This window comes from Mycoplasmopsis cricetuli ATCC 35279, assembly GCF_000526955.1.
GTDB classification, from domain to species: Bacteria; Bacillota_I; Bacilli_A; order Mycoplasmatales; family Metamycoplasmataceae; genus Mycoplasmopsis; species Mycoplasmopsis cricetuli.
Map to the genome: position 1 here is coordinate 37,270 of NZ_JAHB01000002.1, position 19,735 is coordinate 57,004.

A 19,735-nucleotide genomic window follows, 5' to 3' on the forward strand; every position below is an offset into this window, starting at 1 on the left:
TTGAAGTTTTTATTTTAAAATTTTATTTTTATGTTGTGTTTCTTTACATAATCTAAAATCTCATTAACTTTGCTGAGTTTTTCTCAGCTAAATTCAAAATCAGTTCGTCCAAAATGACCATAATATGAAGTTTTAGAATAAATTGGTCTTCTTAATTCTAGAGCATCAATAATTCCTTTGGGAGTTAAATCAAAAATATTTTCAATAATTTCTTCAATTAATGCATTTGGAATTTTATTTGTATTAAATGTTTCAACCATTATTGAAACAGGTTCAGCAATTCCAATAGAATAAGCAATTTGAATTTCTATTTTATCAGCTAATTTAGCTGCTACAATATTTTTTGCAATTCATCGAGCTGCATAAGCTGCAGAGCGATCTACTTTAGTTGGATCTTTTCCCGAAAAAGCTCCACCACCATGTCTTGATGCTCCTCCATAAGTGTCTACAATTATTTTTCTTCCAGTTAATCCTGTATCACTAGCTGGGCCTCCAATAACAAAATTACCAGTTGGGTTGATTAGTAATTTTTGAGGAAAGGATAAATTATATTTATTTACAACAGTTTGAATTATTTTATCTTTGATAAATTGTTCAAAAATATCTTTTTTATATTCAGGTGAATGTTGAATGCTAAATAAAATTGTATCAATAAAAATATTTTCAGGATTAGTGTAATCTAAAGTTACTTGTGATTTCATGTCAGCTTTAGCATATTTAAATTCACCAGTTTCTCTTAATTTATCAGCAGTTTTAACAATTTCATGAGCTAATACAATAGCAAGTGGCATAAATTGGGGAGTTTCATTGGTAGCATAACCAAACATAATTCCTTGATCACCAGCTCCTAGTTTTTCCCCATTTGTTTTACCAAGTTCAACTCCTTGACTGATATCATTTGACTGTTCTTTAATATCAACAACAATACTGGTTTTATAAGAATAATAACCAAGCTCACTTAAAATATTTTTAGCAATATCAATTGTATCTAAATGAATTGAATCATTTTGAGTTTTTACTTCACCAGCAATGACAATCATATTTCCAGAAGCCAATGTTTCAATTGCTACTTTAGCATTTGGATCAAATGTTAAATATGAATCTAAAATTGCATCAGAAATTTGATCGCAAATCTTATCTGGATGACCTCGACCTACTGATTCACTTGTAAATAATTTTTTCATATGAATATCTCGCTTTCTAATTATTTTTATTATTAAAATTAGCTAAGATATTAGGAAATATAATAAGAATAAGCATGTTGGATTATTTCCCTAACTATCCACCTAATTTAAGTAGGTTGGCAATGGTCACAGCCGTCAAGCTACCATTTTCTGTATGCTAATTTTCGAAAATTATTATAGCATAAATGAAGTATAAAATAAAATAATTAGTACAAAAAAATTTCAATTAAATTACTTGTTGTGTTCTTAAATTAGTAAATTACTATGAAGTATGAAAGTTTATTCCACAAACTTGCTTTTTTTTTTTTTTTTTTTTTTTTTTTTTTTTTTTTTTTTTTTTTTTTTTTTTTTTTTTTTTTTTTTTTTTTTATAATTCAGGGGCAATTTAACTTTTTGAAAAATTGCATTTTTTATAAAATGAAAGGAAAACAATGGAAAAAAAATTAACTAACAAAGAAATTGTTGATGTTATTATAGAAAACATTGGTGGATTTGAAAATATTAAATCTGCAACACATTGCATTAGTAGATTTCGTTTGGTTCTTAAAGATAACAAACTTGTTAATATCCCCAATTTGGAATCATTATCTAAAGTTAAAGGCACTTTTTTCACTCAAGGTCAATTCCATATTATTATTGGAACTGATGTAGCTGAATATTTTAATATTTTAAAGCAACATCCTAGTTTCGAATCAATTCAAGTTAAAGATAAAATGCAATTGAAAAAAAACTCAATGCAAAATCTAAAATGATATGAAAAGATATTTACTCATTTTTCAGAAATTTTTATTCCAATTATTCCAGCTCTTGTTGCTGGAGGTTTAATTTTAGGATTTAGAAATATTTTAGAAACCAACTGAAATGGATATGTTATTGCTAATAATATTTCTTTTTTTAATGGATTAAACTCATTTTTATGAATTCCAGCTGCAGCTATCTTTTGATATTTACCAGTTGGAATTTGTTATTCTGTTTTTAAAAAAATGGGATCCTCACCAATTTTAGGAATTATTGTTGGACTAACTTTGCTTGTTGAATTACCAAATCTGTATCTTTTAAGTGGTAACTCAGCTGAAAATAGTTTGTGAATTTTTAACTGAATTACTAAAAATGATACTTTCAAATTTGGAAATTGAATTTATCCATTTAAAATTGGATACACAGCTCAAGTGATTCCAGCATTGGGGGTTGCTTTTGTTGGTGCTCTTATTGAGCGTTATTTAAATAAATTTACACCAAATCTTATAAAACAAATTCTAGTTCCACTTGTAACTATTTTGATTAGTTATTCACTTGCAATGCTAATTATTGGACCATTTGGTTATATTATTGGATATGGAATTAGTGAAGCAGTTAAATGAGGACTCACCAATTCAATTGCTAAATATATTTTCGCTCCAATATTTGGATTAATTTATGCTCCACTTGTAGTAACGGGGTTACATCATGGACTTAATGCTTTAATGATTCAAAATACAGCACAACTAAATGGAAGTTTTGTATTTCCTATTTTAGCTATTTCAAATATTTCTCAAGGAGCAGCAGTACTTGCTTTTGTGATTATGAACAATAAAGATAAAAAAACAAAAGAGCTTGGGCTTCCAGCTTTTATTTCATGTTGACTTGGAGTAACAGAACCAGCAATGTATGGAATTAACTTAAAAAAAATATTTCCATTTATCGGAGCTATTTTAGCTTCTAGTGTTGGAGCTTTGCTTTTAACTATTTTTGGAGTAACCTCAAATGGAATTGGCTCAGGAGGAGTGTTTGGAATTTTATCAATTCAAACACAATCAAAAGTTAGTGGAGTTTATACTCTTCCTGGAACTGGATTTTTATGATTTGCAGTTGCTGCAATTGCTACAATTGTTCTTGCAGGTCTATTTACTTATTTTTTGTCAAAAATTAAATTATTTAACAAAGAAATTACTAAAAAACCAATTTAATTATGTTAAATTTAAAAAATAAAATAATTTATCAAATTTATCCGCAATCATTCAAAGATAGTAACAATGACGGTTTTGGAGATTTAAAAGGAATTATTTCAAAAATTGATTATTTTGTAAAACTTGGTGTTGATGTATTATGAATAACACCAATTTTTAAATCACCTCGTTATGATAATTTTTATGATATTAGTGATTATTATGAAATTGATCCACTTTTTGGCACTTTAGATGATCTTAAAGAATTAATTGCAATAGCTAAACAGCACAATATTCAAATTATGTTAGATATGGTGTTAAATCATAGTTCAATTTATCACAAGTGATTTCAAAAAGCCTTAAAAGGTAATAAAAAATACCAAGAATTTTATTTTTTCAAAGACAATATAAACAATAATCCTCCAACAAATTGAAAATCTAAATTTGGAGGCCCAGCATGAAAATATAATCCTGAAATTGACAAATGAAATTTGGCTTTATTTGATAAAACTCAGGCTGATTTAAATTGAAACAACCCTAAAGTAAAAAGTGAAATTTTTAAAATTGTTAATTATTGAATCAATTTAGGAATTGAATGTTTTCGTTTTGATGTTATTAATTTAATTTCAAAACCAAAACAATTTATTGATTGCAATTTAGAACAAAGTGATGGAAGAGAATTCTATACTGATGGACCTGAAGTGCACAATTTTATTAAGCAATTAAATCAAAATACATTTGGAAAATTATCAAATTCAATTACTGTGGGTGAACTTTCATCAACTAGTATTAAAAATGCTTTGCAATATTCTAATTCAAATTTAGATGAACTATCAATGGTTTTTAATTTTCATCATTTAAAAGTTGATTACAAAAATGAACAAAAATGAAATCTTAAAAGATGAAGTAAAAAAGAATTTAAAAATATTTTAATTAATTGACAAGAACATTTTTTGGCAAATAATAGTACCATGGCATTGTTTTTAAACAATCATGATCAACCAAGAATTAATTCGCGTTTTGGAAATGTTAAAAAATATTGATATCAATCATCAACATTATTTGCAGGTTTAATATTTTCATTAGTTGGTGTTCCTTATGTTTTTCAAGGAGAAGAAATTGGAATGACCAATGGAGATTTTCAAAATATTAAAAAATATCAAGATGTTGAATCTACTAATTTTTATCATTTTCAAATTAAAAAACAGTCAGAAAAAACAGTTTTAAAAATACTATCAAAAATAAGCAGAGATAATTCTCGAACTCCTTTTCAATGAAACAATCAAGTTTACGCAGGTTTTTCTAAACATATTCCTTGAATTAAAGTGAATAAAAATTATTCTAAAATAAATTTGGAATCTCAAATAAATGATCCTAATTCTGTATTTAGTTTTTATCAAAAAATAATTTTATTAAGAAAAAACAATTCAGTATTAACTAATGGTGATATTAAATTTATACAATCTTCAAATAATTTATTTGTTTTTACTCGTAAATTTAAGCAAAACAAATTATTATTTTTATTTAATTTATCTCAACAAAACCAAAAAATAAGCAGCTTTTTAAATTTGAATTTTAACTATAAAATTAAATTTAGCAATTATCAAAACAAAAAATTTGATTTTAAAATTTTAGAACCATTAAATTTTGTTGTATTAAGTTATGAAAAGAAGATTTTTTAAAAATAAATACCCTAAAGTTCACTTTATTTTTGCATTTATTTTTAGTTTTATACCAAGTTTAATTTTATCACTTACAGAATTTAGAAAATACTCTGCTTTAACTAATGTAGCTTTATTTTTTAGTTCACTTATTATTTTGTATTTAATATATCTTGCTATTACATATAATTTATTACGTATGGGATTTAAAAAAATAAACAAATAGTTAATTTTCAATTATCTTAACTTTTTAATGTATAGGAATTTTTATTTTTTAGATATATTAGATATTTTAATTTAGATATATTAGATATTTTAATTTAGATATATTAGATATTTTAATATATAAGTATTAAAAAATTATTTAAAATATTAAGATAAAAAAAATTTTTTTGTTTTTTTGTGTTAAAATAAATATTAGGTTTTATATTTAATATAACATTAAAACATTAAAATTTAATTTTATTTGGGTAACTTTGGATTCACTTGGGTGTGCTCTGATAATTTGAGTGCTAGGTGTTAGAAAAAGTTATTAATCGCAAAACAAACTAAAGGAAAAAATGGAAAGTAATAAAGAAGTAAAAACTAAAAAAGTAGTTGAAAAACCACTCAAATCAATAACTCCAATTGTTTCAAAAGATAAATTACTAGAAGCTGGTGCTTATTTTGGCCACAAAGCAAAAGATTGAAATCCAAAAATGAAAGATTTTCTTGTTCCTAATAAGAAAAATAAAGGATCTCATATTATTGATTTAACCAAAACTCAAAAATATTTGGAATTTGCATATTCACTTATTAATAAAGCAGTTACAAAAAATGCTACATTTATTTTTGTTGGAACAAAAAAACAAGCAAAAAATGTAATTAAAGAAGCTGCATTAAGAGTTGGGGCACATTATGTATCAGAAAGATGACTTGGTGGAACATTAACCAACAATCGTACAATCATGTCGCGTGTAAGAAGAATGAATGAATTAGAAGAAAAGAAAGCTAATGGATTTAAAGGATATACCAAAAAAGAAGCATTGGTTTTTGAAAAAGAACTTGAAAAATTACATAAAAATCTTGATGGAATTAAGAATATGAAAAGACTTCCTGAGATTATGATTGTTGCAGATCCAATTGATGATGCAATTGCTGTAAAAGAAGCAAGAAGCAAAAAAATTAAGGTTATTTCACTTCTTGATTCGAATGCTGATCCAGAAAGTGTGGATTTTGGAATCCCAGCTAATGATGATTCAGCAAAATCAATTACACTTTTAATTACAATTTTAGCTGATGCTATTGCAAAAGCTCAAGGTAAAGAGCAATTATTTGCATATCAACCAGATGAAAAGATTATTTTACCAGAATTTCAATCAAAAAGAACAGAAATTGTTCAAAACCAAACCACAATTCAAACTAACAACAACAATAATTAAAATATTTAATTAAACAAAGGAAAACAAATTATGGCTGATTCAAAATTAGAAAAAATTAAAGAATTAAGAGCAAGAACTAATTCTGCTTTAGTTGATGTTAAGAAAGCTTTAGAAGCTACAAATTACGATATTAATGCAGCTATTGATTGGTTAAAAGAAAATGGAATTGTGAAGGCAGCTAAAAAAGCTGGCCGCATTGCAGCTGAAGGTGTTGTTACTGCAATGTCAAATGGCAAGAAGGCCATTTTAGTTGAAATTAACTCAGAAACTGATTTTGTAGTTAAAAATGATAAATTTATTAAATTAATTAATGAAATTACACCAACTATTTTTAATAGCAATATTAAAAATTTAGATGAAGCATTATCTTATAGGCTAAATAATGGACAAACAATTGAAGAAGCTTTAACTGAAGCAACAGCAGTTATTGGAGAAAAAATTTCTTTAAGACGTTTTGTTTCAATTGAGGCTAAAAATAATGAAACTCTAGGAGTTTATGTACACACAAACAACCAAGTTGCAGCTATTGTAGTTGTAAATGGTGAAAATGCTGATGTAGCTAGAAATGTGGCAATGCATGTTTCAGCTATGAATCCAGAATATACTCTTCTTTCAGATATTCCATCTGAAAGAGTTCAGGAAATTAAAAATAATTTTGAAAAACCTGCAGGTTTTGATTCAAAACCTTTAAATATTCAAGAAAAAATTCAGGAAGGTTGATTCAATAAACAACTGTCTGAATTTGTTCTATCATACCAGCCTTTTGTAATGGATGATGGAGTATCAGTAGAAAAATATCTTGCAAACAATAAGTTAACTCTTGTTAAGGCAATTAGATTTGAAGTAGGAGAAGGGATAGAAAAAGCCACTTCCAATTTTGCCGAAGAAGTTGCAGCAGCTGCAAAGCTAGGATAGTAAAAATAAGTTTGAAGCACATAAACAATTCTTTTAAAAAGAGTTTTGTTTGTGTGTTTTTTATTTAAAAATTTTTAAAAAGGAAAATAATGATTAAAAAAGTAACCATTTTATCCATTTTAGTTTTTAATATAGGTGTATTATTAAGTGTTTTATGTCAAAAGTTAAATAACAAGGATGGTCCTAAATATTAAAATTTAGCAGTTGTTAAATACAATAGATTAAATAAAGAGAAAATATTTTAAATATTGAAAAACAAATTAAAAACATTTAATTTATAGATTATAAAAATGCAAAAAACTACCATGAAAATTTATATTTTTGTAAATGTTGCTCATATTTTTTAAATAAATATTTGTTTTTATTTAAAAAAATATTTTTATTATTAATAATTTCATTTTTTAAATCATTAATTAAAATAGTAATTTTTTCTTGTTTTTGATTTGAAATGCCAAGATTTTTTAAAAAATTAAATTCATCTTTTTGAATTTTATCTAAAAAGTTAATTTGTGAATTAAAAGTATCAATTTGAAAAATTAATTGCATATAACTAATTTGATTTTGTAAAAAATTTTTTATATTTTTTTCAAAATTTGCTTTTAAATTATCAATTTTAGTTAAGGTATTTTTTAAATATATTAAATTTTCATTAGATAAATTATCAAAATTAATTTTTATAAGTTCTAGATTATTTTTTTTAATAAAATTATTCATTGTTAATAAATTATCTTTTTTAAAATTAATAAAATTTAAAAAACTTTTATGAGTGTGTATTTCAAAAATATCCAAATATTTTATTTTTAACAGTGTTTCTCAAAAATTTAAATATCATTGCTCATTTTGCTGTAAGTTTAATGATTTTCAAAAATTAAAATCATTTATTTGAAAAATTTTGTTAATTTCATTAAATTTATCAATTAAATTTTGAAAATGAAGATTTTTAAAATATTTATTAAAAAAAATTAATTTTTTAGAATATCAATTTAAAAAATAGTTAAATTGAATTTGATAAGATTTTATAATAATTTTTGCTTGTTCAATTTCTTGATCATTAAAACTACTTAAGATATTAAAATTATAATTTAAAACTTTCTCTCAAAAGTAATAATTTAGTAATTTATTACTTCCAATTGTTTTAAAAATTTCATTATTATAAAATAAATTTGATACAACTGTTTGAATGTTATTTTTGTCATAATAAATTTGAATTTCTTGCACATTTTTTAATTCATTTTTTACAAATTTTTCAAAAACTATTATTTGATTTTTTAATTGAAAAAATTCATTTGAATCATTTTTGAATTTAGGAGAAAATTCAGGTTTTTCAGGTAAATTAGGTTTTAGTGTCATATTAGATTTTTTATTAAAATATAAAAAAACAACAGAACCAACTGCACTTGTTAGACATATAAAAATAAATCCATAAAATAGATTTTTTTTCAAATTTCAATGTAATTTTTTCATAACAACAAAGTAATAAAAAAATATAAAAATTACTTAAAAAAAATTTTTTAAGTAAAAAATAATTATAAAGATAGATTATCTTTAATTATTTTAAAACATAAAAATGGTACAATTAAAATAAATATTTTAATTGACCGCTAAAAACACAAAAGAAAGGTGATTATTTAACATGAAAAAGAAATTAAAATTATCACTATTACAAAAATCTGCTTTAGCAATAGGAACAATATTAATTGGTTCAGGTATTACCATTGGAAGTATGATAGCATATGCTAATAATTCAGATGAGGTATTAGGAATTCATTCTAGCGTTAAACCAGAAGAACTTAAGAATGATTTTAGTGCAATTTTTACAGTTGAAGGAAAACTCAAGCCAATTATTAAAATTGTTGATCCTTTAAAAAAACAAACTGTTGCTCAAATGAGTGATGATGCATCTGAATATTGATTTGTTAATGAACCTGAAAATAAGATGTCATTTGATGATTTTTTTAAGGCATATTATGATCGCTATTCAGAAAGTTTTATTCAAGAAATTACTTATGGTTCATTTAGTTTTTATAATGAGTATGTTTTAGCTGTTAAACCTGAACATTTTCTTGAATTTACTAAATGATTTATTAGCAATGTGGCATGAGGACCAGATCTTTTAACTTTAAGTAGTTTTAGAATTGTTCCTGGAGTTGAAAGAAATGGTAATGCTATTACTTTAGGTAGTCATTCAACATTGCATAAAGAATCTAGTGAAATTAAATTTTTTCCTGACGCCTTTTTTGGTTCAATGCCAATTTTTAGTTCTATTAGAGGAGAAGGAAACGCTCCAGATTCATTAACTTATAAACTTTTTCAACAAAATGTTTCAAAGGATAAAGCTGATTATTTTTTAAATAATATTGATCAAATTAGTATTTTAAAAAATCTAAGTTCATTTGATCACGCAAAGGTGCCTGGAGAAAAAAAATATCACTATGGACAATTAAGACCATTTAAAAATATCGCTTTTCCAATTAAACTCCAAGGAAAAAAAGTTAAAGCAATTATCGATCCAAAATATAAACCTGAAATTGAAAAATATACTATTGATTCAATGGCATTGCATGAAAAACTTTTAATGACTCAAACACATATAACACCAGGTACAGATCAAGTAATTAATAATACTTCATTAGCAAAAAATTTAATTTTCCCTGAAAATATAAAAGAAGAAGAATTTAAAAAATTAATTAAATCATTTGGAAATTCTTTTAAAGATTATAAATATAGTGATTTACAAACTTTTACTATTTCTGATGTTACTACTTTAGGTGAACAAAACAAAAAAGCAACAAATTTACTTTTAATGCTCAAAGGTGAAAACAATTCATATAGAATCAATCTTTATGATTCTACTTCTAATGCTGGACAACGTTATTCTGAATTGTTTTTAGAAAAGTTAGTTAAAGAAAGTATTTTAAATTTCCTTGATTTTTATGATATTAATGAATATTTAAATCGTGATATTTATTTATACAGTGAAGATAAAATACAAACATTTTATCAAAATAAAATTGAAGCTCAAGATAGTATTAAAAATTTTGATTCAAAAAATTTAATTAAATATACAATTGATAAATTTCAAGTAAAGGACAAAACTTTATTTGTTACAGCTAAAAAAGATATTAATTTAGATGATAAAATTACTTTTACATTTGATATTAAAGATCTTAATGAAAATATTGCAAAAAAAGTTGAATTTGGAAAACGTTTTAGATCATTTAAACATGCATTAGGTTATTTAGGCGCAGGTGTTCCAACAACTCTTTCAGCAACTCCAGAATCACTTACTGCTAAAGATGAAAAAGGAAATAAATTAACAGGTCTTGATACTAGAAAATATCAAATTTTTATTGATGCTTATGATGGTTTAATTGAAACAGTAACTGACAAGTATCCATACTTAATTAAAAAACAAATTGGACCACACATTGAAAAAACTATTGATGAAAATGGAGTTTATCAATACAAAATTGCTGATGGAGAATATTATGGTTTAACTCCAGATGATCGAATTGGATTGCCATTATTACTTTCTTCAAGTATAGAAAATTATGAAGGAATTTCAACTGATTTTCTAAAATATGTTGGAGCTCATGAATATGGACATCATTATACTTTAGAAAAATCTCAAGCTCTTGACTCACCAAATAATGCTGTTTTAGTTGGTGGATTAAATGTTAGAGCTGGAGCTACTGATAGTTCTTTTTATTCATATACAGCTCTTGTTAATTACTTAAAGGCTCGTACTGGACTTGAAGTAAGAAGAACTGATGCTTTAGGAAATTTAACTGATGTTGGTACTTTTACTCAGTTTGGTTATAATAAAAATGATGGTTCAGGTGTTGAATGAGAATCATACGAAGATATTTGAGGATCACATTCAAAAAATGTTCTTAACACTGTTAAAAATGAAAGAAGAAGATTCATTCAAACTGATGAAGGGTTAAAAGAAGCAGCCAAATTAAGAAAAGTGGATGTTGGAGATTTATACATTGCCAATTCTTTTGATTATGCTTCAGGAACTTTAAATCCATTTATAAATGGAACTGGAAAAGTTATTTTTAAAAATAATGAAAATAAAGAATTTAAAACAGTTACTTTAAATGAATTATTAGAACAACTAAAAGATGGTATGGGTAACCCAATTAAACTTGATCCAAAATCTAGCACACCTAAAGTTTCAGTATTTGAAACAGCGCAAAATGAAAATGGTCAAATTGTTATTACAAAAATTAATATTTTCAATAAAGATGGTTCACCTGTTATTAATGTTGAATTAAATACTCCTCTTACAGCTCAAGAATTAGCTTATGTAAATAAAAAAGCCGAAAATATTTCAAATAGCATTCTTAGTTTATATAAATTTAGCTTTACAGAATCAGGTTGAAACAATCAATCAAGTTCGGTTGATGGAAAAAGAAAATTTAATTGAAAAACTCTTAATAATGCTACTTTACCATTTGTTGATTTATATGAGTCATTAATTTATCGTGAAGATGAAAATGAATTTATGTTAGGAGCTTCTAATTTAAATGGAGTGCCATTTAATGAATATTTTTCTAGAAATCCTAATGCCCTAAGAAAATCAAACTACTATTATGTGGTATCAAATGATTTGAAGAATTTTAATAATTTATTATTTTTCAATTCAACTCAATTTGGTTCTTTAGGTTCTGTTCAAAACCCCTCATACTTTGGAATACGTTCTGAAACTAGATACTATGGAAAAACTTTAGCATTTACAACTGAAAATAAAATCACAAGTTCTTATGTTATTCCATTTACAAAAAGCAGAAGAGGTTTTAAAGCTGATGCATGACAATCACAATTTAATGATCAAGTTTCTTCATTTTTTAATTCAGAATCTTCAAAACCAGTTGAAGCTAAATTCCAAAATTCACCTGTTGTACCTTTAAGAAATGGTTTTGGTTTTACTTTTAATCCATTTAAAAATTCAAAAATTAATGATTCAGGAGTTTACTTTTTTGTAATTGATGAAAATAATAAAGTAGTTGAAATTCCAGATTTTTTTAAAAATCTAGAATCTCCAAAAGAATTTCCGAATTATAAAGTTGGATATAATTTATTTTCAACATCATATTTAACATTAAATCAAACAAAATTAAATCAGGCTTTTTCTGATAATGTAGCAGTTGAAGTTAAATTTAATAATTCAAGTAAAATATCACCTGTTTTTGATAATCTTGAAAAAATGATTGAATTTGGTTCAATTGATTATTCTAAAGCAACAAAAATATTAAATGGTACAAATGTTTTTTATAATTGAGATTTAGATTATGTTAAGACCAAATTTAGTTTAGAAAAATTTAAAGAGGTACTTTTAAAAGAAGAAAAGGATAATAAAGAACTTGCAAATATTATTGCAAGTGAACAAAATCTTGCAAATGAAATTATTAAAAGATTTTTAAAATCTGATTTATTTTTAATGGTCAAAGATTTTAATGTAGTTTATGATCTTGAAAAAAACTCAGCTATTTTTTCTAAAGACTATGGTGTTGATCTTGCAAATAATTCATTTTATGATAACTATGTTGAGGATATTTCGCTTAAAACTTCTGAAGAAAAATTTACCATTGAAGATATTATTGTAAACATTAAAGAAATAATTGAAAAAATTGTAACTTTTAAAAATGGTAGTGAAGATGACAAAAATAAAGCTTTTAAAAATTTAAGATTTAATGATTTACAATTACTTTTTGGAAAGATCTTTGTTTTTAATGGTTCAAATATTGAGACATATTCACAAGTTTACACAGGTGAGTTTACAAACGGAGAACCTACTTCTGATGCTTTATCTTATTTTCTTACTAGAACTGAACCACTTTTAAATGATAAATTCACTGATTATATTTTTAATATCTCAGAAACTTTAACTAGAGATTTTGTTCAAACTACTTATATTCCTGAAACTAAAAATTTAGGAAATTTACCATCATATTTAAATAATGTAAATGAAGCAAATACTGGTCTTGATTATATTGTTGATGCAACAAAGCTTGGAATTTGATTAAATAAAATTAACAATCTTAAAAGTATTAATGATTCAACACTTTATTTATCATTTATGACTAAGGATTCTGATAAATATTATCAAAAACGTAGTGAAATTAGTGGTGAATATTTTGAAAAACTTGAAAAAATAGATAATGAAGTTAGTGAATTTAAAGCTAAAAAACTAGAAGATTTAAATTTAACTCAGGAAGAGTATGCTAAAAAATTAGCAGATTTAAATTCAAAAAAAATTGAATTAATAAATGAAAGACAAAATAAACTAATAGATCTTTTAAAAGAATTTAACTTAGATTTAAAACAAACAAGTTTTGCAACTAATACATTAAATTCATCATATCTTGGAGTATTTAATACCAAATCAAATGGATACTTTAAAGATAGATGACAAAAAGAACATATTGGTATGAATTTATATGATCCAATAACTGGAGAAGCTCGAATTGATGAAAAAATTCGTTTACTTGATTTTAATGGAGAAAAAATTACCAATCATCCAAGAGCTTATTTTGTTTCACAACTTTATAATTATGGAGTTGGAAGTAGAACTATTTCAGGAATTTATAGAAATGAAAAATTAGATGCAGTTGCAATGTATGGTTTTGTTCCAAAAGAATATGCAAATAAAATTAAAGAACTTAAATTTATTGATTTAAAAACAAAAGAAGAAAAATTCCTTCCAGTTAACATCAATAAAACCAATAATATTTTCTATTTAAAAAATCAGCTTGATCCAAATTCTAAAATAACATTAGAACAAGAAGGATTTGTTTCATGAATTAGTGATTATGCATTAATGGCAAAATATAGAAATACATTGTTAAAGCCTACTCATGAATATACTATTGAATTTGTTGATGAAAACAGAAAAACTATTAATGATAAACATGGGCATACATTGTTTACACTTGGTGATAAACCACAATTAGCTGAAAATGGAAAAGATCCACAACAGTCTCCAATTAAAATAAATGCTTCAAAAACTAATGAAGACAAACCTGTGATTTTAATTGATTACCAATTTAATGTAACAGGATAAAAAAGAGGATTTATGAAAAGAAAATTATTTATAAAAAAAACATTACTATTTTCAAGTCCAGTTTTACTATTACCTATTAGTGTAATTAGTGCAAGTTGTGAGACAAAAACAAGAACAAACGCAAGCACTAATATTCCAGCAAACACTAGTATTCAAAAAAAATATGATTTTGGACTAGTAACTGAACCAATTAATAATTTAAATTATGTTCGTTTTAAATCAATGGATCGTATTATACCTTCACTTGTTGAAGCTTTTGTTAAATCTGGTCCAACTGACACTTTAAAATCAGTTATAAAAGTTAATAGCTTTAATTTTGCTAAAGTAGATTCAGGGAGATCCGCTAGTGATAATTTTGATCAAATTTTTAAAGAAAATGTTGAAAATTTTAAGCAAAATGATGGATATGGAAATTTAAATGGAAGTTTTTATCCACTTAGTGATTTTGGGACTTTAGGAGGACTAGGAAAACCAACTGGCTCTGATGTTACAAAAAGTTCATCAATGTATTTTATTTCTAGTCCAAAAAATCCAAATAAATATCTTAGTGTTACTGGTTTTACAAATGAAGGAGATAATCTTTGATCAAATGGTGATGTTGTTTCAGCTCAAGATTTACGTGATTATATTGAATACATTCTTGATATTAATACAGCATCTCAAAAATTAGATCAAATAATTAAATGAGGAATTCGTGGTGCTGAAGAATTTGTGGATGCACAAAAAGAGTACAGTAAAAAATTTAACAAACAATATAGCAATCCATGAGGTAGACGTAGATATATTAAAGATGTAAAAACAAATAATTGAATTCAAGATCCAAATGATAATCCATGAAAATCTGAGGTTTTTAATAAACAAAAAGAACCAATTGATAAATTGGAAGTTGAAAAAATTAAACAAGCTGCACTTAAAGTAGGTTTTTATACTGGGCAACTTTTTTTAGATTATGATAATAGCTTAATTGCAAATAATTTAAATTTAAATCCTAGTTTTGATATTAATGCTGAAACTCAAGAATTTAAATATTTAAATGAACAAAATCAGGAAATAACTATTACATTAGTAAAAAACCAGTATGCTAATCCATATCAAAGTTTTACTGAAAAATTAGAACCTGAAATTAACACTATTTCAAAAGATAAATATGGTTTTACTCTAATTTTTGATTCAAACAAAACACCTGGTCTTGGTTTTTTACTCTCACAAATTGTTGATAGTTTATATCCAGTTAATAGAAGGTATATTGAAACTGAAGCTGGAGGAATTGATAAATATGGTTCAAAACCATCAGAATTTTTAACTACCGGAGCTTTTAAAATTAACGATCCAAATGAAGATGTTGTACTTGGACCTAATGGATTTATTTTATTGACCAAAAATAAAGATTATTATGATGCTTCAAATACCATATCAGAAAAAATTAAAATTTATTTTTCAACTGATAAAACAATTAATTCTGCTTTTTATGAAGATGGGTATATTTCACAAACATATATACCAGCAAATAGAATTATCGCTTACTGATCAGACCCAGTTTATAAAGAACAATTAAATAAAAATTCTGGATATGGAACCATTGCTTATGCTTTTAACTTGGATAATGAAAAAGCAGCTAATAGCTATGTTCAAGATCAGGATTTAAGAAACTTTATTTATTATTCAATAAATCGAGAGGATTTGTTAAAAGTAGTTGGCTGAGATTTTTCATTTCCAGTTAATACTTGAACTTCATTTGGACAATATCGAACTGAAGAAGGAATTCCTTTAGAAAACTTTTTTGATAGTGCTAAAACTAAAACTGAAAATGATAAACAATTTCCTTTACAAAATTATAATTTTGCTGTTCATTTATCAAAATCATACAAATTTGAAAATACCAATCGTAGTGATTTAGCTTTTGATAAAGATACTGCCAAATTTTATTTAGAACGATTTAAAGCAAAGCATCCAAAATTAAAATCAGTTAGTTTAAAATTTTTAAATAACTCTTCTGATGAACAAAGAAAAGCTGGACTTTATTTACAAGAAATTATTAAAAAAAGTTCAAATGGTTTTGTTGAAATTGAAGTTAAAAGTTTACCCGAAAATACTTTTGCAGCTTTTGCAGAAGAAGGAAACTATGACATTATTTATCAAAATTTTGATCGTATTGGTGGAAATTCAGCTCATGATTACATAGCTTCATTTTTCAAAAATGATGAAATTGATTCATTAGTTAAAAAACAAATTGGATTTAAAAACAATCCAGTTGGTTCATGAACTTATTCAAATTATGCTTCAGATTTATTTTTAAATCAATTGCAAAAAAGTAATCCTGAAATTAACATAACCCGTGAACTAGTTCTAAAAGACTACATTGATTTTTTAAATAAAATTATGAATCAAAATAATTTAATCAAGGAAGAGATTGTAAAAATTAAACAAGATTTAGAAATTCCATTTGTTTTTAATAAGATATATAAAGATTTAGAAACTGCAATTAATGATGCATTAAAAGAACAAAATTCAAATAATTTAATTACCGAGTTAATTGAAAGCAAAAATTTTTTAGCCAATTTATTTGAGTACATTCTAATTAAAAAAGAAAAAACTAATTTAAAAATTTCAAGAATTAAGCGTTTATTTGATGAATATGTTTATTTTTACTTAAAACAATCTACAAGTAATAATTTAATTAATAATTTTACCTTTAAAACTCAATTTAATGACTCAAATGGACAACTTCAAACTCAAGATATTGTTTTAAATGAACACATTAAACCTTTTAATCCATATACTGGTCAAGAATATCAATTAAACACATTTGATAAATTAGCTCTTTTAACAAAAAATACAGCTTTAAGACTTGATGTAATTACTTCTCCATTTGCTTTTGAAGTTGAAGCAAGAACTTATTTTAATTTAGTGATTAATAGTTTGAATAACTTATCAAAAGATTATAAAAAACAATTAGTTGAAAGCATATTAAATCTTTCAGATATTAATCAAATGAAAAAAATCGCATGAAGTGCATTACACAAAAATGGAGATTCTAACAAAGAAAAATCTATTTTATTTGATTTTCATTTAAGAGAGTTAAATTATTGAAGAAAGTTTTTTGAATTAAGTTATATCACTTATGATAAAGTAAATTCAAAAACTAATCAAACAAATGTAGAGTCACTTTCTGATTATTCAAAAAGGCTTGATAGATTTTTTTCAGGTAATTTTACCGATGAAGAATTTGCAAATGGATGAAATGACACTAAAAAAATCTATTTATTGATAACTTTATATGAAAAAATTGTAAGAGATGCAGCTCCAGTTATTCCCCTTATGGAAGTTGATACCAACTGAGAAATTACTAAAATTGGTGGAGTAGCAAGTTTATTTAGATTTTCATTGCAATATGCTTATGATGTAACTAATCCACCTAAACCAGGATTACCAAGACAGAGAGGAATATAGTTTATGAAAGAGAAACTACAAGATTTAAAAACACAAAAAGTTTTACATGTTAGTTCAAATGAAGTTAATTTTTCAAGTAAAAGATTAACTGATTTAACTATATTTCAAAAATTAACCAAAATTGATTCTCCTCTTTTACAAGGTATTTTTAGAATTCTTAGAATTGTTGTAGAATTTTTTATCATAGGTTTTATTGTTACTAGCATAACATTTTTACTTATTAATGCCATTCCTGGCTCCAATTCTTTAACAGCAGGACTTGATGAGACCGCAAGAAAAGTAATTGAAAGTAAATATGGTCTTGACTTACCATTGTTTCAACGGTACTTAAAATATATGGCTGGATTGTTTAGACTAGATTTTGGAATTTCTTTATCACTTTTTCCAGGTACTCCAATATCTGATTGAATTGGACAGAGATTTTTAAAATCATTTACTATTGGAATTTTTAGTGTTTTTCTAACTATTTCAATTGGAATTCCACTTGGAATTTGAGTTGGAAAAAATCCAGGAAAACTAATTGATAATGTTTCAACTGTTTTAGTATCAATTTTTTCATCAGTGCCATCAATTATTTTTGCACTTTTACTTGTGTTTATTGGACGCTCAATTGGAATTCCATATATTTTTGATTCAAAAAATATTGTTAGTTATATTTTACCTGGATTTGCTCTTTCACTTGGAAGTATTATTGTATATATCAAATACATACGAACAGAATTGAATCGAGAATTAAATTCAGTACATGCTAAATTTGCTTATCTTAAAGGACTAACTAAAAATCGTTTTGTCTGAAAGCATGCACTTAAACCATCTTTATTTCCAATTGCAACTTTTTTCCCCGCTGTTATTTTTGGATCATTTTTAGGAAGCATTTTTATTGAACAAATTTTCTTAATTTCTGGTTCAGGAGCAACTTTGCTACAAGCAATTCAAAGTAAAGATTACAATGTTATTTTATTTTTAATTATCATTTTTGCAATGTTAACTATTTTATCATATGCAACTCGTGATATTTTATATGAAGCAATTGACCCAAGAATTAGAAGGAGAGGTAAATAATGGCTAAATTTTTTGATAAAGTAAAAAAGGCTACTGCATCCAAAATTGCTAAATTACGTCAAAATCAAGAACTTGGTTCAAGCAATAATGAAACAAAAGATTTAGCTCCAAATCCAATTTTACAACCTCTTAATTATCAAGCTTGAAAAATGATTGGAAAAACATTTGATTTTGCTTCAACTCAACATTTAGGAAACGAAATTAAGCCATTTAAAGAATTTGCTAATCGTTTTGCGAAAAACACTGGTGGTGTATTTGGATTTTGAATTTTAATAATTTTAATAGCACTTGCTTTATTTATTCCTTTTTTTACACAAAATCCAAACGAGATCAATATTAGTAACAAATATTTACAATTAAATCAAACTGATTCAAATGGAGTTTATCATTTTTTTGGAACTGATGAACAAGGACGTGATTTATGAGCTCGTCTTTGATGAGGACTTCGTTATTCAATTGCTCTTGCAGTTTGCACTACTTTTATTGAGGTTCTTATTGGAGTTGCAATTGGAATTATGATGGGTCAATTTGAACGTTTTGATAGAGTAATGACATGATTGATTAAAATTATTTCAGTGATCCCAACTATTTTAATTTTAATTTTAATGACCATTGTTGTTAGTCCGAGTTTTTGAGTTATTGTTTTTTCATTATCATTTACTTCATGAATAGGAATGGCCAATCAAATTAGAGCTCAAGTAAAAAGAGCAAAAAATTTTGAATGAGTTGATGCATCAAGAGTTCTAGGAACTCCAACTATAAAAATTCTTAAAAATTATGTTCCAGTTATTTTACCAATTTTAATCACTCAATTAGTGTTTACTATTCCAGGTGTTATTTTAGCTGAAACTTCACTTGCATTTATTGGACTTAACATTGAAAATACTGCAACTTTAGGAAATTTAATTTCTGAAGGACAAAAATCATTCCCAAGTTATGCGCGTTATGTGTTTATTCCTTCATCTACATTGATTTTAATTACAACTAGTGTTCAGTTAATTGGTGCTAGTGTTCAAGATTCATTAAGAAGACAAAGATAGGAGTTAGA

At 25.1% G+C, this 19,735-nt stretch carries 11 protein-coding genes; 9 read left to right on the top strand and 2 right to left on the bottom strand.

Annotated features, from left to right (window positions below; genetic code table 4):
- Window positions 1–14: 14 nt before the first annotated feature.
- On the bottom strand, window positions 15–1,184 hold the full coding sequence (metK, locus tag U744_RS0101075) for a methionine adenosyltransferase (RefSeq protein WP_025755270.1): 1,170 nt from the start codon (window positions 1,182–1,184) through the stop codon (window positions 15–17).
- Between the two features lie 431 nt (window positions 1,185–1,615).
- Here metK and treB point away from each other — a divergent pair, with 431 nt between their 5' ends.
- The 5 genes from treB to tsf all read left to right on the top strand — a co-directional run bounded on the left by treB (window position 1,616) and on the right by tsf (window position 7,106).
- A complete protein-coding gene (treB, locus tag U744_RS0101085) occupies window positions 1,616–3,130 on the top strand; it encodes a PTS trehalose transporter subunit IIBC (RefSeq protein WP_025755271.1) in 1,515 nt (504 codons plus the stop codon).
- 2 nt (window positions 3,131–3,132) lie between these two features.
- Window positions 3,133–4,791, top strand: a complete 1,659-nt coding sequence (locus U744_RS0101090) for an alpha,alpha-phosphotrehalase (protein ID WP_025755272.1) — start codon at window positions 3,133–3,135, stop codon at window positions 4,789–4,791.
- Window positions 4,772–4,996, top strand: coding sequence for a hypothetical protein (locus U744_RS0101095; RefSeq protein WP_025755273.1), 225 nt, complete (start codon window positions 4,772–4,774; stop codon window positions 4,994–4,996). Before U744_RS0101090 ends, U744_RS0101095 begins: the two co-directional genes overlap by 20 nt.
- 334 nt (window positions 4,997–5,330) lie before the next feature.
- Window positions 5,331–6,191, top strand: a complete 861-nt coding sequence (gene rpsB / locus U744_RS0101100; RefSeq protein WP_025755274.1) for a 30S ribosomal protein S2 — start codon at window positions 5,331–5,333, stop codon at window positions 6,189–6,191.
- Window positions 6,192–6,221: 30 nt separating this feature from the next.
- Window positions 6,222–7,106, top strand: a complete 885-nt coding sequence (tsf, locus tag U744_RS0101105; RefSeq protein WP_025755275.1) for a translation elongation factor Ts — start codon at window positions 6,222–6,224, stop codon at window positions 7,104–7,106.
- A 300-nt stretch (window positions 7,107–7,406) separates the two neighbouring features.
- Here tsf and U744_RS0101115 read toward each other — a convergent pair whose 3' ends face one another.
- A complete protein-coding gene (locus tag U744_RS0101115) occupies window positions 7,407–8,570 on the bottom strand; it encodes a hypothetical protein (RefSeq protein ID WP_025755276.1) in 1,164 nt (387 codons plus the stop codon).
- A gap of 169 nt (window positions 8,571–8,739) precedes the next feature.
- Here U744_RS0101115 and U744_RS0101120 point away from each other — a divergent pair, with 169 nt between their 5' ends.
- From U744_RS0101120 to U744_RS0101135, 4 genes are read left to right on the top strand one after another with little or no spacing between them, the layout of a single operon-like run.
- Window positions 8,740–14,175, top strand: coding sequence for a PDxFFG protein (locus tag U744_RS0101120; protein ID WP_025755277.1), 5,436 nt, complete (start codon window positions 8,740–8,742; stop codon window positions 14,173–14,175).
- Window positions 14,176–14,187: 12 nt separating this feature from the next.
- Window positions 14,188–17,625: a periplasmic substrate-binding domain-containing protein gene (locus U744_RS0101125; protein WP_025755278.1), complete on the top strand. Its 3,438-nt coding sequence runs from the start codon at window positions 14,188–14,190 to the stop codon at window positions 17,623–17,625.
- A 3-nt stretch (window positions 17,626–17,628) separates the two neighbouring features.
- Window positions 17,629–18,687, top strand: coding sequence for an ABC transporter permease (locus U744_RS0101130; protein WP_025755279.1), 1,059 nt, complete (start codon window positions 17,629–17,631; stop codon window positions 18,685–18,687).
- Complete coding sequence (locus U744_RS0101135) at window positions 18,687–19,727, top strand: ABC transporter permease (protein WP_025755280.1); 1,041 nt, start codon at window positions 18,687–18,689, stop codon at window positions 19,725–19,727. Before U744_RS0101130 ends, U744_RS0101135 begins: the two co-directional genes overlap by 1 nt.
- Window positions 19,728–19,735 lie beyond the last annotated feature (8 nt).